Origin of the sequence: Paenibacillus sp. FSL E2-8871, from assembly GCF_038000345.1 — a bacterium.
In the GTDB taxonomy this organism is placed as follows: domain Bacteria; phylum Bacillota; class Bacilli; order Paenibacillales; family Paenibacillaceae; genus Paenibacillus_AQ.
Map to the genome: position 1 here is coordinate 6,698,076 of NZ_JBBOBV010000001.1, position 19,857 is coordinate 6,717,932.

22 protein-coding genes and 1 pseudogene are annotated in these 19,857 nt (G+C 40.6%); 17 read left to right on the forward strand and 6 right to left on the reverse strand.

The window, feature by feature from the left end; genetic code table 11:
* From NYE25_RS29940 to NYE25_RS29985, 10 genes and pseudogenes are all read left to right on the forward strand, one after another.
* Window positions 1–381 carry a DUF4274 domain-containing protein gene (locus tag NYE25_RS29940; RefSeq protein WP_341147579.1) on the forward strand — a complete coding sequence of 127 codons (381 nt, stop codon included), beginning with the start codon at window positions 1–3 and terminating at the stop codon, window positions 379–381.
* A gap of 912 nt (window positions 382–1,293) precedes the next feature.
* Window positions 1,294–1,839: pseudogene (locus tag NYE25_RS29945) on the forward strand (recombinase family protein); the annotation flags it as partial.
* Between the two features lie 165 nt (window positions 1,840–2,004).
* Window positions 2,005–3,249, forward strand: coding sequence for an IS110 family transposase (locus NYE25_RS29950; RefSeq protein ID WP_076287060.1), 1,245 nt, complete (start codon window positions 2,005–2,007; stop codon window positions 3,247–3,249).
* 124 nt (window positions 3,250–3,373) lie between these two features.
* Window positions 3,374–3,781, forward strand: a complete 408-nt coding sequence (locus NYE25_RS29955; RefSeq protein WP_076287059.1) for an EndoU domain-containing protein — start codon at window positions 3,374–3,376, stop codon at window positions 3,779–3,781.
* Between the two features lie 21 nt (window positions 3,782–3,802).
* The gene (locus NYE25_RS29960) at window positions 3,803–4,216 is read left to right on the forward strand and encodes a hypothetical protein (protein WP_076287058.1); all 414 of its coding nucleotides are present in this window, start codon (window positions 3,803–3,805) and stop codon (window positions 4,214–4,216) included.
* A gap of 556 nt (window positions 4,217–4,772) precedes the next feature.
* On the forward strand, window positions 4,773–5,855 hold the full coding sequence (locus NYE25_RS29965; RefSeq protein WP_341147580.1) for a hypothetical protein: 1,083 nt from the start codon (window positions 4,773–4,775) through the stop codon (window positions 5,853–5,855).
* A complete protein-coding gene (locus NYE25_RS29970) occupies window positions 5,852–6,094 on the forward strand; it encodes a hypothetical protein (protein WP_076287108.1) in 243 nt (80 codons plus the stop codon). Before NYE25_RS29965 ends, NYE25_RS29970 begins: the two co-directional genes overlap by 4 nt.
* A gap of 3 nt (window positions 6,095–6,097) precedes the next feature.
* Window positions 6,098–6,580, forward strand: coding sequence for a hypothetical protein (locus NYE25_RS29975; protein ID WP_076287109.1), 483 nt, complete (start codon window positions 6,098–6,100; stop codon window positions 6,578–6,580).
* Between the two features lie 482 nt (window positions 6,581–7,062).
* Complete coding sequence (locus tag NYE25_RS29980) at window positions 7,063–8,961, forward strand: zincin-like metallopeptidase toxin domain-containing protein (protein ID WP_341147581.1); 1,899 nt, start codon at window positions 7,063–7,065, stop codon at window positions 8,959–8,961.
* A complete protein-coding gene (locus NYE25_RS29985; protein ID WP_081383105.1) occupies window positions 8,961–9,314 on the forward strand; it encodes a hypothetical protein in 354 nt (117 codons plus the stop codon). The genes NYE25_RS29980 and NYE25_RS29985 overlap by 1 nt, the downstream gene beginning before the upstream one ends.
* 71 nt (window positions 9,315–9,385) lie before the next feature.
* Here NYE25_RS29985 and NYE25_RS29990 read toward each other — a convergent pair whose 3' ends face one another.
* Window positions 9,386–9,562, reverse strand: coding sequence for a hypothetical protein (locus NYE25_RS29990; RefSeq protein WP_179085880.1), 177 nt, complete (start codon window positions 9,560–9,562; stop codon window positions 9,386–9,388).
* A 146-nt stretch (window positions 9,563–9,708) separates the two neighbouring features.
* Between NYE25_RS29990 and NYE25_RS29995 the strand changes: the two genes are divergently transcribed.
* Window positions 9,709–10,047, forward strand: coding sequence for a hypothetical protein (locus tag NYE25_RS29995; protein WP_341147582.1), 339 nt, complete (start codon window positions 9,709–9,711; stop codon window positions 10,045–10,047).
* Between the two features lie 16 nt (window positions 10,048–10,063).
* Here NYE25_RS29995 and NYE25_RS30000 read toward each other — a convergent pair whose 3' ends face one another.
* Window positions 10,064–10,753 carry a Crp/Fnr family transcriptional regulator gene (locus NYE25_RS30000; protein WP_076283350.1) on the reverse strand — a complete coding sequence of 230 codons (690 nt, stop codon included), beginning with the start codon at window positions 10,751–10,753 and terminating at the stop codon, window positions 10,064–10,066.
* 80 nt (window positions 10,754–10,833) lie between these two features.
* Between NYE25_RS30000 and NYE25_RS30005 the strand changes: the two genes are divergently transcribed.
* Complete coding sequence (locus tag NYE25_RS30005; protein ID WP_445667191.1) at window positions 10,834–11,592, forward strand: HAD-IIB family hydrolase; 759 nt, start codon at window positions 10,834–10,836, stop codon at window positions 11,590–11,592.
* 117 nt (window positions 11,593–11,709) lie between these two features.
* Here NYE25_RS30005 and NYE25_RS30010 read toward each other — a convergent pair whose 3' ends face one another.
* The 4 genes from NYE25_RS30010 to NYE25_RS30025 form a co-directional block, all read right to left on the reverse strand.
* The gene (locus NYE25_RS30010) at window positions 11,710–12,909 is read right to left on the reverse strand and encodes an MFS transporter (protein ID WP_042193534.1); all 1,200 of its coding nucleotides are present in this window, start codon (window positions 12,907–12,909) and stop codon (window positions 11,710–11,712) included.
* 66 nt (window positions 12,910–12,975) lie between these two features.
* Window positions 12,976–13,593, reverse strand: coding sequence for a sugar O-acetyltransferase (locus NYE25_RS30015; protein WP_076283349.1), 618 nt, complete (start codon window positions 13,591–13,593; stop codon window positions 12,976–12,978).
* 74 nt (window positions 13,594–13,667) lie between these two features.
* Window positions 13,668–14,624 (reverse strand): ROK family protein, encoded by a 957-nt coding sequence (locus tag NYE25_RS30020; protein ID WP_341147807.1) that lies wholly within the window; start codon window positions 14,622–14,624, stop codon window positions 13,668–13,670.
* Window positions 14,625–14,774: 150 nt separating this feature from the next.
* Complete coding sequence (locus NYE25_RS30025; RefSeq protein WP_076301127.1) at window positions 14,775–15,284, reverse strand: GNAT family N-acetyltransferase; 510 nt, start codon at window positions 15,282–15,284, stop codon at window positions 14,775–14,777.
* Between the two features lie 124 nt (window positions 15,285–15,408).
* Between NYE25_RS30025 and NYE25_RS30030 the strand changes: the two genes are divergently transcribed.
* The 5 genes from NYE25_RS30030 (at window position 15,409) to NYE25_RS30050 (ending at window position 19,820) form a co-directional block, all read left to right on the forward strand.
* The gene (locus tag NYE25_RS30030; RefSeq protein WP_341147584.1) at window positions 15,409–16,266 is read left to right on the forward strand and encodes a LysR family transcriptional regulator; all 858 of its coding nucleotides are present in this window, start codon (window positions 15,409–15,411) and stop codon (window positions 16,264–16,266) included.
* A 141-nt stretch (window positions 16,267–16,407) separates the two neighbouring features.
* On the forward strand, window positions 16,408–17,013 hold the full coding sequence (locus NYE25_RS30035; protein WP_339269922.1) for an RNA polymerase sigma factor: 606 nt from the start codon (window positions 16,408–16,410) through the stop codon (window positions 17,011–17,013).
* On the forward strand, window positions 17,010–17,834 hold the full coding sequence (locus NYE25_RS30040) for a hypothetical protein (RefSeq protein ID WP_339269924.1): 825 nt from the start codon (window positions 17,010–17,012) through the stop codon (window positions 17,832–17,834). Before NYE25_RS30035 ends, NYE25_RS30040 begins: the two co-directional genes overlap by 4 nt.
* On the forward strand, window positions 17,824–18,687 hold the full coding sequence (locus tag NYE25_RS30045; protein ID WP_076301124.1) for an ABC transporter ATP-binding protein: 864 nt from the start codon (window positions 17,824–17,826) through the stop codon (window positions 18,685–18,687). Before NYE25_RS30040 ends, NYE25_RS30045 begins: the two co-directional genes overlap by 11 nt.
* 5 nt (window positions 18,688–18,692) lie before the next feature.
* Entirely contained in the window at window positions 18,693–19,820 is a 1,128-nt protein-coding gene (locus NYE25_RS30050) for a hypothetical protein (protein ID WP_341147585.1), read from the forward strand.
* Window positions 19,821–19,857 lie beyond the last annotated feature (37 nt).

The window sequence follows — 19,857 nt, forward strand, 5'->3', positions numbered from 1 at the left end:
TTGGATGTTCCACAAGCTATACTAGATAACCAATATTGTGATTTTGGAACAGGGTTATTACTGTTTTATAATGCTGATGGTTATCGACTGCTAGATTCGCAAGATGTAGTTCTGGATTCTCCCTTAAAAGGTTGGAAAGAGTTTCTTACAAACTTGTACAAAAAACTCTTAGATACAGACTTCTCCACTCAGGGCATTTCTTTTACTCGATCATTAACTAAGGTTCAAATTTTCAAATTAAAAAAGAGTAACCCAAGTATTCCAGATATATTAATAAGTAAATCTCCTGGTAATGAGGAGGAGATACCTACACTGAAGTTATTATTTTGTGGGGGCTACCCAGTGCCGAATGGATTCTTTATTCAACCAGTGACTCACTAACCTCCGTAATACCCGTATAGAGATTACTTTATTTCGTTTGTACGCACAATAATGCTTGACAATTATAACCTGAATAACGCTAAAGCGTTGCATAAAACAGGTCGATTATGGTCAGATACCACCATGATTGACCTGTTTTTTGTTACCTTTGTTATCTGCGGTTTTTTCAAAATTACTCGCAACTGTAAAATACCATATAACGATAGTGATACTGAGAAAGAAAAAAAATCGCACCTTTCAAGATGGATAGCACGACAACTATAGTGAAGGTTTATGCAAAGAATAGGACTTTGTCCGCAACTTAACGGACACATGCAACGATGATTACGGTGCAGGAAAGAAATCTGGTGACGACCAGTCAACATATGAAGGTAAGGCAACGTTGTAAGGCTAGACCTTGCCCTCTAATATAGTCCGAAATTCGTTAAAATTTCGGTTGGGGGCTGAACATGAAAGACGTACAAGTTTCGATTGATCGCATTGTAGTCGAGTTTACGGACATCTACTGGGATTTCTTTAATCATTTTAAGTTAAGATTACGTCAGTATCTAAATTTTTCCTTGAGTTTGAAGGGAAAAGGATTTAAGTACCATTTGCATGTTAGAGACAGTGGGCATTACCTACATATTTCATATCAACTGACCTTCGTTCCAAAGTCGAGAAAGAATACGCTAAGAATAGAGTGCCATCCAGATAGCCTAGTTCATTTCCATTCTTGGCTAAAGCCATTAAGGGACAATGCCAGAGAAATCCTATTTGTACGATGTGATGTGGCGTTTGACATTCCGTTACCTATATCAGAATTGTTCACTTTATCACTTACAGGGCGGAATATGCACACTTGGCAAGGTACTCGCTACTCCAATAAGAAGCATCAAAGACAAGTAGCCGGATACAGTCGAGTTTACGACTGATGCAGTTATTGTTCTCAATACAAGCCGTTTATGGCGGTCTGATATTGTGAATGTATTGGTGCATCGAGAGTTTAAGAAGCATGGGGTGGACGTTCGGAGCATTGAACAGCCGACCTACAGCATACATAAGAAAGACCCGAATGACTTCCTGATTAACGGGCTTATGGAACTGCTTGATCAGTACCAACGCTTGGAGTTTGCATTGAAGCTAGGAAGAGGTCGTAACCAGAAAGCCCAACAGGGCGGCTATGCAGGTGGAAGAGCAACATTTGGCTACAAGGCAAAGAAAGGTCAGAAGTGCATCCAAGTAGATGAGAGGCAAGCACAAACTGTCCGAAAAGTGTTTGAAATAAAGGAACAGCATGTGGCATGGTCATTGACTCAAATAGCAGAAACTATGAATGAAGAAGGTTTTACGACTGGGCAAGGCAGTATGTTTACAAAAGTACAAATCAACCGAATCTTAGATAAACGTAATTTTTATAGTGGCACATACCGCTATGGAGATATAGAAGCCATTGGTTTACATGAAGCTATATTGTGACAACTAGGAATGGAATAGAGAGGCTTGCGTCCCATTGCGAACCGAAAGACAGGTCGTTATCTTCGATAACTGCTCGTCTATGCATTCAAGGTTAACGCTCGAACTGAGGTTGCCCCTATTCTTTACCCAAGTCACGACAGAATCCGTATACAGAGGTGAATCCTTTTGACACACTACAAGCAGAATCATATTTATGTCGGTTTGGATTTACATAAAGCCAACCATACCGCAGTTATCGTTAACTGTTGGAATGAGCGGTTAGGCGAAATTAAAATTGAGAATAAGTCCACAGCGTTCGATGAGTTGATGAAGTTCGTCAAGAAGCAATGTCCAAAAGGCTTGACCCCTGTGTATGGGTTAGAAGATACGGGCGGCAATGGTAGAGCCTTAGCCGTTCACTTAGTCGAAAATAAGCAAGTCGTAAAAGAAGTCAACTCTGCCCTCTCGTACAATGAACGTATGAGTAATGCAACTACACAGAAGAGTGATAGTTGGGATGCGGTCTGCTTCGCCAAAGTGTTGCTTGCAAGGCTTGATGAACTGCCTGATGCGAATCCACAGGATATTTACTGGACAATCGGGCAACTGGTAGCAAAACGTAATTCTATCGTCAAACATGCCAGTGGACTAAAGAACCAAATGCACCAACAACTAAGCTATCACTATCCGTCCTATAAGAAGTTCTTTTGTGACATAGATGGTAAAGCCGCACTTGCTTTTTGGGAGAAGTATCCTGCACCTCATCAAGCGTTAACGGTGGGGGTTGACGAACTAGCGGATTATCTACGTAAAGCAAGTAACAATACTTGTTCTACCCGTAAGGCAGAAGAAATACTTGAACTAGTTAAGAAGGATGGGGAGACGAAAAGGGATTTCCAAGAATACAGAGACTTTCTCATCGTCAACATGGTTCATGACATGAGAAGAAGTAGAGAACTAATCAAACAAACAGAGGAACATCTTCGTCAAGTACTTGCCCAAACTGACTACAAGCTAGAATCGATGGACGGTATTAATGTGGTTACAGCGTCAGAACTGGTTGCTGAAATTGGAGACATTCACCGCTTCTCCAGTGCAGACAAGCTAGCTCGATTTGCAGGAATCGCACCGATACGCTTTAGTTCGGGTGGCAAAGGCAAAGACCAAGCAAGCGGTCAAGGTAATCGGGTACTGAACAGTATCTTCCACAACCTTGCTGTACAACAAATCCAAGTAGCCAAAGGAAAGAGCAAGAGACAGCGTAATCCCTTGTTCTACGAGTTCTATCAACGAAAGCTAGCAGAAGGGAAAACCAAGAAACAAGCCCTTATATGCGTTATGAGAAGGCTTGTGAACATCATATACAGCATGATGAAGAACAAAACAGAATACAGGGCGGCGAGTCCTCTAACGGAACTCAAAGCCGGATGATATAATGGTGGTAATTGGTAAAAAAGTTATCACCTTTCCTTTAGTAGAGTTTAAGATTACAACTTAGGGGACGGGTGATTTTGGTAAAGTCGTTCCACCACCTAAGACTGTAATAAGTCCAGAAATGGAAACTAAGATATTGGAAGGCCAACGAAAGATTCCAAAGAATGATTTAATAGGAGGACATTCGCCAAGCATTAACAATGCTAACGATAATTTCGCAGTTGAAGTAGTATCAACTAATGCTGATGGTACAAAAAATGTAGTTTTTACAAAGCAGTTCGACGACGGAAATATTTCCAAACTAAAAAAGAGTACCCTATTCCCAGATTCTTGGAGTGATGAACAAATTCTCAAGAACATAACTGATGTTGGTAATACACCTACTATTTCTACAAGATTAAGGGATGGAGCAACTTGGCATAGGGCTACTATAAAAGGTGTAGAAATTGATGTAATTAAAGTTGGTGATGATGTAACAAGTGGTTATCCAACAGGTACGATAAATGCGTCTCGCCCATCAGGTTTTTAATTCAAAATGGAGGAATCAAATATGTACAAAGAACTAGATAACCTTCTATCTGCTGATACAACAGTAGATTCGTGGTACGATGATGGCTGTGTCATTGCAAGCGAGATGCTCTCGGAGTTTAACCCAAGTGATTGGGCTGATTTATCTAATCAAGTGCATAATAGACCTATAGAGTGGCAGAGAAAATTAGCGTATTGTTTGGATAATGAGTGCAATGTAAATGAATTCAACATTTTATTATCATTGCTCAGTACGAATGATGAGGAATTATTCGAAATATGTATTGATACACTAAGAAGTTTTGAAAATGAAGAAATTAAGAAAATGATATTAGATAACCCAAAGATACTCGAACGTGTAAATGACTTATTACACATTGCTAGCGTACCAGTAAAGAAAATGCTCCAAGATTTCCTTTCGAAAATCCATTTGTGATTTTGTGTATTAGGATGTTAATTACGTTGTAGACCTTGATTAGCCTAGGCTTATTAAGTTTTTTTCCTCGGTGGGAACTACCCAGTTTCGAATGAACCCATCATTTAATAAGTAACTCATATAACCCATGTAATACCCATATAAAGATTTCATTATTTCGTTCGTACGCACAATAATGCTTGATAATTTACAACCTAATTAACGCTAAAGCGTTACATAGAACAGGTCAATTATGGTCAGATACCACCATGATTGACCTGTTTTTTGTTACCTTTGTTATCTGCGGTTTTTTCGAAATTACTAGCAACTGTAAAATACCATATAACGATAGTAATATTGAGAAATAAAAAAACGAACCTTTCAAGATGGATAGCACGACAACTATAGTAATGTTGTTATGCAAAGAGTAGCACTTTGTCTGTAACATAACTGACACTTGCAACGATGATGACGGTGCAGGAAAGAAATCTGGTGACGACCAGTCAACATATACAGATAAGGTAATGTTGTAAGGCTAGCCACCTTGCCCTCTAAATTAGTTCAGAATGAATCGTATATGCTAATGCTCCGAATGGCGATGGAACCAGGAGATCAGGGAGCCTGGGCTAAGCGCCAACTCGTAGGGGAACGACTGAATATTCCGCCGATGGAGCTTCCAGATGGGACACCGATTACCGCATATAACAATAAAAATGAGATAACACTCAACTATTTTAATGCGCATGTATTAAAACCTAACGAGACCAATTCGTTATCGGCATATTATTCGTGGTTGGAATCAACCTACGGAATGACCGAATGGCGGAAAAAAGTAGTACAAGCGGATGCGGTTACGCGGGCATTTGTAGGATCTCTTATCGAGGAAACCGTTATGGGTGTAGTGGATACAGTGACGTTTACATTCCATTTTGTCATAGACCCGGAGAAGACGACACAGGAAATGGCAGATACAGCATCTTATATCATGCAACATCCAGAAGTATTGGCAGAAGCAGCGAAGAAGATGTATCAAAACTTTAATGAGGGAACGCCGGAGGAAAAGGCTTCCATGCTGGGTGCAGTGGCTTCTATAGTGGTACCGGGGCTATCTGTGACTAAGGGTGCAAAGGCAGGAAAAGTGGTCGATGGGGTACAAGATTTTGCCACTAAAGCGATGGAAGGCGTGAAGGACCTTAATAAAGTCCTTCAGAATTCCGGTCACTTGGCTGAACTCCCGAAATTCAAGCCATTATTAAGCACGCCAGAAGGTGTGCCTTTCAGTGTAGGTAAGATCTCCATGGATTCAAATCCACTACCCAAAACATTTGTGCAGGAGCATTATTTAAATGAGATGAATGGGTTTGGGGATGTGAAAGGTGGTAAGATTGAGGGGACGCCAAAAGCTGCGAATGTTGGTAGCGTAGTTAAGGACGGAAATAAAATGAAATATACGAACCCAGCAGGAAACGAATTAACTTGGGTTGATCAACATCCGAAAAATATTAGTCGTGATATTGAAACATTCCTTAATAGTCTTAATATAGGTAAAGCGACAGAGGGGAAAGTTGCAAAATTTGTTTCAGAACAAAAAGAAGTTACAGGTTTGGACAAAAGGTTCAGAGGGCAGATAAAACACCAGCCGGAGATTTTGATGTATTGACAAAAGATGAAATTATTGAAGTAAAAGCTTCTGTTGGTGCTCTGAAAGTGGACCAAATTGAAAAGTATATAAATACAAATCACAAAGATTTTTTGAATCCAGAAAATAAAAAAGTTATTGTGTATATTGAAGAGCCGCTAGTTAATCTAGCGCCTGAACAATTACAAAAATTGAGTAAGATTAAGAATATGGGTGCAATCGTAGTAAACTCACTTGAAGAATTGAAAGGAGTTTTATAGTAAATGGGAACCTCATCATTTTTTTTAGTTGAAAGAGACACATATTCACCAGATAATTTACTATCATCAGTAATGTTAGCCTCGTTTCATTCTGACGCTATGCTTTACTACAGAAATGAAAAGTACTTTACCGAAGAGAATCACTTCAAATATACAACTATAAGTATTATGCATAATCCAGATACTGATGAGAATAAGTTTTTAATATATATTGATGGAGTTAAGAACGATGGACTTGAGTTTTATAATAACGGACAATTTTCAGGATTGGATCCATCACTGAGCTTAAATCAGGTTGGTTGTATCGAGGATGTGTATGAAAACGAGAAGTTGCTTTTTAGCTTTGTTTATGAATACTTAAAATTAAATCCCAAACAATATTATTGGTTGGGTGGTTACAATTGGGTTTACAGTTGGGAGGATATGAGAAAATTAAAGTCGCTACCGTATGACCCGGATTGGTGTTATAAGAATCCTAAAAACTAGCTTGTGAGGTTTTACAGCTCCAACAACAAGATCGTACAATACAACCAACAAACTAAAACAATTAAAAACTTGACAAATGCTTGATAAACTTTCAAAGCTCTTTCCAACTTGAATCAAGACTAGGAATGAGCTTTTTTTGCATGCCCAAAATCAAAGGAGGAAGAAACGAATGGCAAAACATGAACAGTCTGATAGGTATAACTTAATTTAATTAAAGCGTTACATAGAACAGGTCGATTATGGTCAGATACCACCATGATTGACCTGTTTTTTTGCTATCTACTTATTCTTACAGCAGTGATTAGAATTAAAAAAATAAAAGAAAGGATTTAAAGTAAAATATTGGGAAGTTACGCCGATATATAGGTTAGGTGTGCGCTCCAAATACTTAAGTTTTTAAAGATGAAGTAATACATAAAGACCTGAGGGGTCGAAAAAAGTAGTGCATTGGATGGTCTAAGTGTAAGAACTGGAGGTCATAAATGGCTTTGGACAAAATGGTATTTAAAGAAGATGAAGTCGAACGCCTGCAGACAACAATCAGACTGGTAAGCCAAGATACCAACCGGCTGTACTTGCAGCTGAGAGGTCAGACCAATAACTGGGGTGGTATTCCGCTGGGTTCAGATTTGATACGAGCTCAGACGCTTATCAACGAACTGACGGTAGAAGCGGAAAAATTGGAAGACATCATTCGAGGCGCGATAAAAGGTGTTCAAGGCGCACAGGATGAGAATAAGCGGCAGGCAAATCAACTTTTTCAGCAGTTCGGTGTTCTTGGGGGTATGTTCGATAGGTTTGGGGGCGGAAGTGCAATAGGGAATTCTTCTATCCCGACGACGGCTCAGAAAGCAGTCACGAATCTGATCACCTCGGTTGCTACTCTGATGGGTTGGGATGAGTTGAAGAGGGATCCTATGGTGCAGAAGCTCCAAGCAACTGTTAAAAATTCAGGATTGGGAACGATCGACTCCATAGCCGCGCAAAGCAAGCTGAAGGATATCTACCTGGCGCGGGATCAGATCGCGAAGGCGCAAACCGCCTATAAGGTATATCAGGCGTTTGGAAATCAGACTCAAATGGACGCAATGCATAAGCTAGCGGAAGAGGCACGCAAGAAGCTGGAATCCTTGGGTATAGACGAGGTCCAGTACCAGGCGGGTAAGGATCTAAGCACTTATTTTAAGAAACCAGCGGTTAAGGCATGTGATTATGATCCGTCTATCACTAGTAGAAGCGTACCACTAGTGCAGAATGAAGCGTATCAGTTACTACTACGGACGGCAATGGAAAAAGGGGAGAAGGGAGCCTGGGCAAAAGGCCAACTGGAAGGCATTCAAACCACCATGAAACAGATGATCGCTACTGGAGTAAGTCTGTGTGTACACGTGATGACAAACCAAGGTGGAAAGGCTTGGGGAGATGTTATAAAATTGACTTCATCAGTCGCCCAACTGGATTCCTATAATCTGTTTAGAAAGAATAAACCGGAGGATCAAGCAAAACCCGAGGATTCTAAAAATGCCTTTTATAAATCGATAGACAGTTTTAAAGAGATTGGAACGGGTTTTGTAGGTACATTAAGAACTCGTGCGGATAAGGCCACAGACTCCCCCTATGACTTTTTCAACTGGTTAACATTAGGGATAACAGGAGATATCCCGGTCGGGATATATGAAGCAGCCAAAGATCGATCAGAGCATATGTTTGATTCAAAGGAGAAGTTTGCGGATTGGTTAACACTGGGAACAGTGGAGATGGCGAAAGGAGCATTTAATCCAGACGAAGCATGGTCAGCGGATCATTGGCTCAACAGTCTGGGAATGGTAACTCTGTTGTATGGTCCGGTAGAAAAATCTTTATTATCCACAGAAGGCGGATTGCTAAAGCCAAAGCTTCCAAAAGAAATAGATCTAGTGCAAGAGACTATTGATTTTAAATTATGGGAAGAAATGCCTGTTAGTGGACAAAATAAATTAACCACTGATGGATTAAGAATTATGAGTATCAGAGACATAAAGAAGTTTAAAAGCGAAATGAATTTAAATAATATAAAAGTTATTATGGATAAGAAGGGAACTATTCTACCTGAAAAGGCTGTGGGAGGTTTCAATCCAAATACTGGACAGATCGTATTAAGACCTGATGCTTCTTACTTAAGTGTAGTTCATGAATCTTATCACGCTAAGCACTATGGTGAACTTGGAAAAGAAAATTATATGAAATTAACGACTTTAGAAAAGGAAGAGTATGTTTATAGAGAAATTATGAAAAATAAAGGTGAATTTAGTATTGAAGAAATATATGAAGCACAAAGATATATATTCAAACTAAGGAACGGACAATGGCCTTTATCGAATTGGAAAGGATTTGATGAATAATGCAAGAAAGAATAAATACTAATCTAACAGCTAACCAAGCTTTGAAGATAGCTCGAGATTATAAGGATAAGTTTAAACTGTATGGAGTTATAAATGATGATATAGAAAAGTCTGTTAGATTTTATAATGAGTTTTATAGAATTAAGGGTTGTGTGTGGCTTGTTTTGGCGGATATAACTCCTAAAGATTATGAAGGTGATGACGAAATTACTTTCGTTGTTTCTGATGAAGACGGTGCTGTTGATCATGTGCTAGATCATAACGGGATACCTCAACGTTATCATATACCAAGCAATAGAAATTATAGCGATGAAGAGTTTGAAGCTATCTTTGATGAAGATCATGATGAGTAAAAGAGTCTAAACTCGAGGGGAATCAATCATTTGCCGACTCAATCCATCATTCAAACAATGACACATATATCTCATATATTACCTATATAAAGATTTTTACTATTTTGTTTGTACGCACGGCAATGCTTAGGTTTATAACTTAAATAACGCAATAGCGTTACGTCTAGCAGGTCGATTATGGTCAGATACCACCATGATTGACCTGTTTTTTTATATTCATTTTCCGGTGTCGTAGCTTGCGGGCCCATCCAATATCCCTCCCAATTAATGATTTAAAAAGGAGTAAAGCACCCCCAAAAGGGCTTTACTCCTTTTTAACATCTAGTCTAAGCTATGTTATTATTACCTTATATTTTCCTATAAATAACAAAATATAGAGTTGGGAGGTTTATGAATGAGAAGTAAGCGTAACTTGATAATGCTGGTATTGTTTGCTTTGACGATTATACTTTCAGCCTGTAATGATAAAAAAGCTGCGATATTGTCAATGGATGAAGTACGGGATCTAGCTCAGCAAGGCGAGGCGTTGTCGTGGAAGGATTTTGAAGATTATCCCTTTGAAGACGTCGGTTCAGGTTTGTACATCCGCAAATATGAAATCAATGATGACTACCATGTATTAGTTGGTGGCGGAAGTGTTGATACAGCTCCTCTGTATATAAATCTTGTCAAAAGAAACGGAGAAAAGATCGATATCCGTTATGATGACATCGATCATTTTATCCTCAATTAAATGATGGGCTTTTAGGTTATTCAAATCTTATTCCGTTAGACATTTCATCCAAACGATCCCAGTCGAGTACTACAATTTCTTGCTTAACTTTATATAAGATCTCCATGTCGGTGAGTCGCTGAATGACACGGTTTAAATGGCGGGGAGTAGTCCCAATTAACGATGCTATATCTGGGATATAGGGTGTCTGAATTTCTTTTCCAAACTCCCGTTGGAGCTGTATCGTTAATAGATAACTTGCAAACCTTTCCTCGACAGCGCCTAGTAAGTTCGTCCGTGATGCGGATGTGCAGGTTAGAAGCTTGTAAGAAAGATGTTTCAGCAATAAATCTTTAAAGCTATGGTTATCCATTAGGTCAGACTCAACCTTTTGTTTCGGGATAAATAAGAGAGAGGTTTGTTGTACCGCTTCCACTTGGGATTGGACCACAACCTCCTGCACGTATTCAATGTCCCCGAATAATGACAAGGGTGAGCAGAACCGTAATAACAAGGATTTTCCCGTTCCCACACTAGAAGAGACCTTAGTACGCCCCTCCACTTGAAAATAAATTCCGTCCAGCTCATCCCCCTCATGCAAAATGATTTCATTCTGCTCATAGACACGTAACTGAATTAAAGCATGTTTTGATATCGTAAATACTTGATTTAGATTAAATTGGGTAATGTAATGTGCTATAAGATTTGGATCCTGAATAGTTTTCATTGCGTACTCCTTTTTGGACATCGGTCCTTTCTATTATATACGAACTCGTTATTATAGATAAAAAGGGGAGGATACAGATGATGAAATTTATTTTTGATTTAGATGGAACCATATGTTTTAGCGGCAAACCTTTGAGTGAACGAATCGTACAAGCCTTGGATACTCTAATTGAAAAAGGTCATGAGGTTATTTTTGCGTCAGCCCGGCCTATTCGTGATTTATTGCCTGTGTTGCCTGCACATATGCACCATTTTTCAATGGTTGGCGGGAATGGTGCATTTATTGCAAAAGGCGGAGAGGTTATTTCGACGATACATTTTGAAGCGCAAACTTCGGACATCCTCTTGAAATTAATAGAAGAATTTAATGCAGCTTATTTGATTGACAGTCACTGGGATTATGCATACTCGGGTTCTGATGATCATCCCATTCGAAGAAATGTAGATCCAGAACAACGCGCCAAAAATGTAAGTCCATCTGAGCTGGATGAGCTTGTGAAAGTAGTTATTTTGAGAAGCCTAAACGGGGAACAGTTATTAGATCAATTACATAGACTACCTGTTGTGATTTATAGACATGGTCAAGAGGACATTATTGATATTAGCCCTAAAGGTATAAATAAATGGACAGGATTACAACAATTAGGCGTAGAAATGCAGCAATTTATTGCTTTTGGTAACGATGCTAACGACATAGAAATGTTTAGACATTCCGCTCATTCGGTATGTGTTGGAGAACACACAGAGCTTGGTGAATTGGCAACGGAAAAGGTGTGCAACGAAGAGGAGCAAATTGTTAGAAAAATACTGGAGCTGATGAGTGGGCTGCAGATCGCTTAGTCCATCAACTGATGATCTTAGCTTATCGTACAGTGCAGCACATATAGGGAAGCTATAGTTCAAATCCAAAAAACCTGCCGATTAAATCGACAGGTTTGTTAAGTAATATAGATGAGGTTAGATAAGTTCTTGGCGGCGATGTAAATAACGATATAGAATACAACCGGATATCGCGCATATCGCTGCACATAATCCGATAAAACCATAACCGGCTTGAAGTCCGCGTAATAAACCTATTTGCGTCTCTGCACCGTAAAGCCGCTTCACGCCTTCGATCACAGCACCTATAGCATAGTTGCCAATTACGCTACCTACTCCCATTAACGTGACTGTAAATGTGATGGCGGTGTCGCTACCATGTGGATATCTTTTGGCGATAAAAGCCATAACAGTAGGATAAATCATCGCAATCCCGATTCCTGCAGCGGCAAATAGAAATGCGAGCTTTTCTCCACCCAAAATTGCGGCAAACGTACACAGGGCAGAGAAGGCTGAAAAGATGATAAGCGATAGGTTAAATCCAATCTTATCAGTAACCGGCCCCAGCAGGAGCCTTGCTAACGAGAAGCAGAGAAAGAAGGTAGACAGCATCCCAGATGCAGTAACCGTATCCCACAGGTATGCTTTTTCAAGGAAATTTACGAGCCATCCGCCTACAGCAAGCTCCGACACTACTCCGAAGGAAAGGATAAGAACCATTAGCCATAAAGCAGGGTCACGGACAAGCGTTTTTAAGGGAATACGGTCTTCATGTGGAAGATCGTCACCTGGAAAAGTACTCCGTAAGGCAAATAGTATAGGCAGTAAAGATAAGCTAAGCATTATTAGATACATTCCGCGCCAATCCAGAGTATGACCGAATATACTTACTGTCATCAGCCCTGTTGCCATTAGTGGAGCTAACGTGGAACTAAACCCGTAAAAGAAATGGGATAAGTTCATCATCGTCCCGGTATTTTTAACGAAGATACGTGCTCCCAGAATGGCAAGTCCAATCTCAAGCATTCCGTTTCCAATATACATCAGGAAGTATGAAGCCGAGAAGAGGGGATAGCTATGGGAGATGTAAATTAGAACGCCAGAGAATATCATGGATGCGAAAGCGATAATACTGACAGCCTTGATCCCCCACTTACGAACCAATACAGCTGTGAAGGAACAGGCGATCAAATAACCTAGTGCGTTTAGGGATAGAAGGGTACCCAGCTGCTTTTCGTCCAGACTGAAGTCAAACTGAATTCTTGGAATGGCTGGCCCTTTAATATTTTCCGATATCCCAAACACAATAAACCCCAAAAAGATCGTTGCCAATTGCATGGCATAAACCTTATTAAATCCGCCAAAACGCTTTTTCAACGTGAGAACCTCCAGAATCGGGTATCTTTATTGCTCGATGTCTCTGTAGTACTCTTCTTTAAGCTTCTCCCAGTGTTGTTTATCGTCCTCTGTAATTTCTCTTAGCACTCTGCAAGGATTCCCCACTGCGATTACATTGTCAGGGATATCTTTAGTCACGACGGAGCCTGCGCCGATGATTACATTGTTGCCGATATTTACCCCGGGATTGATAACGGCATTTCCGCCAACCCAGACATTGTTTCCAATGGTAATCGGTGTACCGAATTCGAGCAGACTAATACGAACGTCCGCATCTATGGGGTGGCCAGCGGTATATACACTTACTCTAGGTCCAAAGAGAACATTCTCACCTATCGTTACTTTTGCTACGTCCAGGATAATGCAGTCGAAATTGGCGTAAAAGTTATTTCCGACGGTAATATTGCTGCCATAATCGCAGCGGAAAGGTGGCTCAATATGCAACGATTCACCCGTAGACTCGAATAATTGCTTAAGTAATTCTACTCTATATTCGCCTTGTTCTTCCGTCGTATTGTTAAATAAACGAGTGAGCATTCTGGATTTTTTGCTATCTCTAGCTAATTCTTCTCCACCAGCCATGTAAAGCTTTCCTGCAATCATATTCTCTTTGTTTGTTGCCATTCGTATTTCCTCCTGAAGTTCTTGTTGGTTTTAGATCCAATCCATAATGCAAATGTTAGGGTCATAAAAAATACTTACCGGCGCTTCTCAACCAGCTGCAACGAATAGGTCAAGCTTTCCAGCGTGATCGCAATTAATCCGTCCATGTAATAATCATCAGGGTGATCCAGCACAATTAGATGAGGCATATGCTCTTCTGGAATGAATGCCAGACAACTTTGATAGATATGTGGCACATCCTCTTGTCTAACTTGTTCACCTGTGAGCGCAATCGTCTCAGGGTTAATAACTGCCGTCAATGAAGCGATGGTATGAGCTGCCAATGGGATAAACGTTTCTGTCTGCCCCAAACGAATGAATTGCTCGTCACGCGAGATTCCAAACGGTAAAAATGAGACTTCGCCCGCGAATCTAGTATTGCCTTTGTGGATATGCCCGTCGATCATCATCCCTGAACCTGGAAAGGCACCTTTGATAAAGGTCAACACGACGATGGTCTTATCCTCTTCGTAATCCTGCTGTTTATAGAATCCGTAAACGGTTAGATTCATGTCATTTTCAACTGTGACTTCAACCTCGTATTTCTCTCTGAGGAGTGACTCTAAGGGAGCATGAATTAAAGTGTCGATATCACAAATATTGATGACGCCTCGGTGAACCAGTCCCGGGATTCCAATGCCAACGGCTTTGATGTTGTTATAGGCTTGAATTAGTGTGCCTACTAAATGATCAATGGTTGTAGCGTCAATACTCTCAGCCTTGATATATCCATCATCTACACGTTCGCCAACAGAATTCGTTACTGCATAGGTTAAGGATTGTTGGCCATCTTCAATTTTGGCATAGATGCATGCGATGTAGGAGAAATCGGCATTATAGATGAATCTTCGGGCCGGCCGACCTCCATTCGAAGCCTCCAGCTCCGTCTCAATGACTTCACCTGTCTCCATAAGCTCATTCAGAATATTTCCGCAAGTGGCAATACTTAACCCGGTGGCGGTTGCAATCGTTGATTTGGTTCCTTCTTTCATCGATTTCAAGGCTTGCTTGATGAGCTCCTGATTTATCTTTTTAACACGAATAGAATTGTTTGCGATTTGGTTTATTTTATTCACCTCTAGACTTTTGAAAATGGTTATTAAAAGTATTATCAATACTATAACTTGGTGTTTTATAATTGTCTAGCCGATAACCTTATAATAAAAAATCGTGGCATGTAATTCACCATTTGCTGATATCGCATAGCTCGGAATACGTCCAGCTTGTATGTAGCCCATTGAAGTATAGAGGAGGTTGGAAGGGTCGCCTTCTCTTGTATCAAGCACTAATAACGATCGTTCTTCCTGCTTAGCTCTTTCTTCAGCCTTTTCCATAAGAGAACGAGCAATACCATTACGACGATAATTAGGGTGTGTCATTAGCTTTGCGATTTCGGCTCGGTGTCTTCCGTTTGCTTTTGTACATAAATGTAGTTGTACACTTCCCACGATAATATCATTCATTGTTGCGACAAAAAGAATCACATCGGGCGCCAAAACATTGTGCCAATATGATGTAGAGTCTGACGGATCTAAGGGTGGTAAAAAACCAATGGAGGCTCCATCCTCCACCACCTGTATTAGAAGCTTTGAAAGCTCATTAATAGATTCCTTAATCGTAAATAATTGTTCGATTCTGACATTGCTAACCATATAAATTCCTCCAGCACTTATAAGTTTAAAAATATAGCGAAATCATAACTGAATACATATAATTTGTATAACGAATTTTATAGATCTTAATCATTAATATTTTGAATCATAGAGGGTGTTATCCATGGACTTATCTCAATTAGAAGCTTTTTTGGCGGTATGCAGAATTCGAAATTTCACCAAGGCCTCAGAACATCTACATATCTCCCAGTCCGCTGTTACTGCAAGAATAAAAGCTTTAGAAAACTCCGTGGGCAAGGTGCTCTTTACTCGTGATAACCGGAATGTTAGCTTAACGCAGGCAGGGATATCTTTTGTTCCATATGCTGAGCGGATGCTTCGTTTGTTTGAAGAGAGTAAGGTAACTCTATCCGAAGAACTGGAGAAATATATCATTTTGAGTGGACCCGGGTCCGTATGGCATTATTATTACCTGCAGCATATTCTTTCATTTAGACGTGATCATCCCAAGGTAGCTATCAAATTCCTAAGTTATATTGATTCTAGCTATATGATACGTGATCTTTTACTGGATGGAATAGTCCAGGTTGCTATTAAATATGACCCGCCGGAACATCCTAAGGTGACCAGACATCTCCTGTTTGAAGATGAGATTATTCTGGTCTCCACACAATTAAGAGAAACGCCTGTAAGCAGGGAGGATTTTTTTCAGCGGCAGTATTGTCATTTAGAGTGGGGAGGTCCGTTTCCGGAATGGTTTACTAGTATCGTTGGAGCCGGCTATGTGCCTATACTTCAGACTGATCACTCGATGATTATGCTGGACATGCTGCTACTAGGAGCAGGCTTTGGATTTCTACCACGATCTATAGCACAACCTTATCTCGATCAACAGAAGCTATTTCAACTTCAATGTGAGTTAGACACGCCGATTATAAAGGCTTACGCTCTTTATTTAACTGAGAATGCAGAAGATATTCGTGTACGGCTTGGGCTGGAGATGCTTGGGGTAGATAGGTAAGTTGTATCAGGATTGTATCTTATTTTAGGCTAGTCAGAACCATGTTCTGGGTGGCTTTTTTATGTGGAATTATGGATTCTAGTAAAAATGTACATAGTAGGATGCGTCTAGTTCATAGGTGATTTCGTAATATGTAGTAGAGTGAAAGATTGGAGGGGAAATGAAATTAGCGAGGACAAATGGATCGTAGAAGCACAGCAAGGGAATGAAGCAGCAGTGGAGTTATTAATTCGGCATACCTATAGTGATGTCTATCGATTTATCAGATGGAAAATACATAATGATGAATTAGCTTGGGATCTTGCACAGACCGTATATGAAAAAGCATGGGCCAAGCTCGACAGGTATCAAAATGAACACGGAAGCTTTCGGGCTTGGCTGATGGCAATCGCACAAAATGTCTGCATTGACTATTTTCGCAGTAAAAGTACTCGGCAAGCAGAGTTGAACCAAAGCATATCTGATGAGATCACAGTTGACGAAGATTTTTTAGAAGGCATATTACTTCGTGAAGAGGTTAAAACGGTATACGCCGCAATCTGCTCGCTTCCAGATGATCAAAGAGATGCACTCTTATTAAGGTATAAATATGAATTTACGTTTACAGAAATAGCTGCAATAACCCATGAACCGGAGTCTACAGTGAAATCTAGGGTGAGCCGCTCTTTATTGAAACTACGTGAGCTACTTAAGCAGACCAAGCCAAATGCTTTATCCCACCCTTTTAAGAAAGGAGTAAAGAAATGAGCACTCAACGTAATGAACAAGATTACATGAAATTGAATTTACAGCACGAGATGACGTCAGAGGAACTGAATGAGATCGTGACTCATATTAAGTATATTCCTGAACCACCGCTACTTGACGGTTTTGCAGAAGAAGCAATGAATCGATGGAGAAGCTCCAAGCGAGCTTTACCGGCGCAGGAATCTCCAGTTCCTCTATCGGCTCGGCAACAGATAAAGATTCTTTTTTCACAAGGATGGTGGAGAGAGCTTGTACTTGGCGTGATCTTGTTTGTAATTGGATATCTAGTTTTAAGCGTTACAGAGATGGTCAGTCCCATGTTTATTTTGTCTATTGTGGGTTGCATGCCTTTACTGGTGGTCGTCTCCCATACGGCGCGTAATATACTCTGTGGGATGGGTGAACTTGCACGGAGCTTTCGAATCCCTCTGCATAAGTATGTACAAGCACGCTTCCTTATAGCAGGTGTGATTTCAATACTGCTTAACCTTTGTGTTACCGTAATGGCATTCCCAGTAAGGGATCATGAACTGGTGTTCCGTACGACACTGTTATGGTTCATTCCGATTCTAATCAATGGGGCTGCAGCGTTAGTATTGTCTGGTCAGATCCGTAATTTTAGACATCTGACGACTGTGCTCTCCATGCTGCCTTTTTTTTGGATGCTTCTCTTTTCAGGAGAAGTGGTAGCGAACTGGGCAACCTCCGTCCAATTACTTGGATTGATGGGACTCACTATTCTGTCAGTAGCTATTTTTACGGTGGCTATGATCTTTCAATCCAGAATGCTGAGAAAAGGAGGGTTTCTGATTGGAGCTTAAGCTGCAGGGTATCGAGCATAATTTCGGCAAGAAGCGGATTTTGAATAGCATTAACCTTACTATGTCTCCTGGTGTGTATGGCCTTCTAGGTCCCAACGGAACAGGAAAAACGACATTGATGCGTATTGTTGCAGATGTTCTATATCCAACTCGTGGAAAGGTACTGCTGAATGAACAGAACAAGGATGAGATGGGGGATTTGTACCGGGCTCAGATTGGTTATTTGCCACAAGATCTGGGGATGTACAATCATTTTTCAGCTCGCGATTTCTTGTATTATGTTGCCGCTCTAAAGGGGCTGTCCAAGAAGGAGGCAGGCGACCGTATAGAGGTGTTGGCTCAAACGGTGAATCTATCTGGAGAGATGGATAAAAAATGCGGAAAGTATTCCGGCGGCATGAAGCGTAGACTCGGCATCGCTCAAGCTTTGCTTAATCATCCGAGTATTCTCATTCTGGATGAACCGACGGTAGGGTTAGATCCTATGGAACGCGTGCGATTTCGAAATCTGATTTCTGAAATTTCAGCTGAGCGTATTGTTATTTTGTCAACCCACATCGTTTCCGATGTCGATCATATCGCCAAGCAGGTGCTTCTGATGGGGCGAGGAGAGCTACTCCGTCAAGGAACGATTAAGGACTTGACCTTTGATTTGGAAGGGGAGGTTTGGGAGGCAGATGTCCCTGGACGGATGCTCGCTCAAATCGAAGAAAAGGGTACTGTGGTTAACGTACAGCAGACAGATAACGGATTAGCGCTTCGGGTAGTTAGTAAAGATCCACCATGTGAGGACGCAAGGTTAGTGAATCCTTCACTAGAGGATGTATATATGCACTACTTTCGGAGGGGATAATTCGCATGAGACGTCTGATTATATTTGAGTTCCGTAAAATCATGATTCTTAGAGTCTGGATTTCCATAGCAGGAGGTTTGGCGATTGCAATTTTCTATTTTATCAGCTTCTATCCATCCGGTACAAATAGTCTGTTGGTTGTAAATAAGGAAAAACCCGAAGTTATCGCTGCACATACGGGACCGATTCGACCAGAGTTAGCTCTTAAATACGCACCAAGGCTTAAAGAAGAATATGCCGAGGATAGCGTGGGATCTAAAGAGCAAAAAATGACTCGAATTCTGGAGCAGCGTTATGCAGCTTCGGCTTATAGTCTGGATCTATTCAATAAAAATTTGAACGATTTAAGAGGGCAGAAAGCTCTGCTGGAGAGGCAGGATCAAGGGTCATATGTACTAAAGGATGTTACGAAAAGACTTTCAATGCTGGAAGGGATTCGGCCGCCCGGATTTTATGTGACGAATGACTGGGGATCTCTGTACAGATTTTTTTCAATCCCGGGTGTAGGCAACATGCTGATAGGTCTGATTTTAGTCTTCGCTTTGGCACCACTATATTCCGGTGAGGCAAACTACAGAATGGATTCTCTTATTCTATCCAGTAAGAATGGGAGACTTAAGATTGTCACTGCAAAATTGTTAGCGGGATTTATAGTAACCGGTGGCTTTGTGACACTTTTTTACGGTGTATGTATATTGTTTTCTTGTTTGCCGTTTGGTTTCGTGGGTTGGAATGCGCCCTTGAATAGTTACTTTGTAGAAAGCCCATATGACTTAACCCAGCTTCAGGGCATGCTCTTAAAATATGCCGTAACCTTGCTAGCAGCATGTGGCCTTTTATTATTGACTGCGCTGATCTCCGCTTTGTTTCGGAGCAGTCTAAGTACTCTTGGACTAGCGGCATGTTTAGTCATGTTGCCTTATTTCTCACTGCCAGGTGTTGTTGGTGATTGGATAGATTTTTTGCCATCAGGTGTAATCATGAGCACATCCTTAATCGAAAAATATGTATCTTATAATATTTTTGGTATACCGATATTGCATCTGACCGTATCCATCGTTTCGGTGATAGTTATAGGTGTGATTGCTACGCTACTCCTTCCAAAGGCGTTTGAACGTCGATTAAAGGCTTGAAATGTAGATAGACGCCTACCTAAGTGCCGATTATACT

Excerpts from the sequence above, each read along its gene's own strand:
- NYE25_RS30050 (WP_341147585.1), top strand. The coding sequence starts at position 18,693 with ATGAGACGTCTGATTATATTTGAGTTCCGTAAAATCATGATTCTTAGA.
- NYE25_RS29995 (WP_341147582.1), top strand. The coding sequence starts at position 9,709 with ATGAGAAGTAAGCGTAACTTGATAATGCTGGTATTGTTTGCTTTGACG.
- NYE25_RS30040 (WP_339269924.1), top strand. The coding sequence starts at position 17,010 with ATGAGCACTCAACGTAATGAACAAGATTACATGAAATTGAATTTACAG.
- NYE25_RS29975 (WP_076287109.1), top strand. The coding sequence starts at position 6,098 with ATGGGAACCTCATCATTTTTTTTAGTTGAAAGAGACACATATTCACCA.
- NYE25_RS30005 (WP_445667191.1), top strand. The coding sequence starts at position 10,834 with ATGAAATTTATTTTTGATTTAGATGGAACCATATGTTTTAGCGGCAAA.
- NYE25_RS29960 (WP_076287058.1), top strand. The coding sequence starts at position 3,803 with ATGTACAAAGAACTAGATAACCTTCTATCTGCTGATACAACAGTAGAT.
- NYE25_RS30000 (WP_076283350.1), bottom strand. The coding sequence starts at position 10,753 with ATGAAAACTATTCAGGATCCAAATCTTATAGCACATTACATTACCCAA.
- NYE25_RS30015 (WP_076283349.1), bottom strand. The coding sequence starts at position 13,593 with ATGGCAACAAACAAAGAGAATATGATTGCAGGAAAGCTTTACATGGCT.
- NYE25_RS29980 (WP_341147581.1), top strand. The coding sequence starts at position 7,063 with ATGGCTTTGGACAAAATGGTATTTAAAGAAGATGAAGTCGAACGCCTG.
- NYE25_RS29955 (WP_076287059.1), top strand. The coding sequence starts at position 3,374 with ATGGAAACTAAGATATTGGAAGGCCAACGAAAGATTCCAAAGAATGAT.
- NYE25_RS30020 (WP_341147807.1), bottom strand. The coding sequence starts at position 14,624 with ATGAAAGAAGGAACCAAATCAACGATTGCAACCGCCACCGGGTTAAGT.
- NYE25_RS30030 (WP_341147584.1), top strand. The coding sequence starts at position 15,409 with ATGGACTTATCTCAATTAGAAGCTTTTTTGGCGGTATGCAGAATTCGA.
- NYE25_RS30010 (WP_042193534.1), bottom strand. The coding sequence starts at position 12,909 with ATGCAATTGGCAACGATCTTTTTGGGGTTTATTGTGTTTGGGATATCG.
- NYE25_RS29985 (WP_081383105.1), top strand. The coding sequence starts at position 8,961 with ATGCAAGAAAGAATAAATACTAATCTAACAGCTAACCAAGCTTTGAAG.
- NYE25_RS29965 (WP_341147580.1), top strand. The coding sequence starts at position 4,773 with ATGCTAATGCTCCGAATGGCGATGGAACCAGGAGATCAGGGAGCCTGG.
- NYE25_RS29990 (WP_179085880.1), bottom strand. The coding sequence starts at position 9,562 with ATGGGCCCGCAAGCTACGACACCGGAAAATGAATATAAAAAAACAGGT.
- NYE25_RS30025 (WP_076301127.1), bottom strand. The coding sequence starts at position 15,284 with ATGGTTAGCAATGTCAGAATCGAACAATTATTTACGATTAAGGAATCT.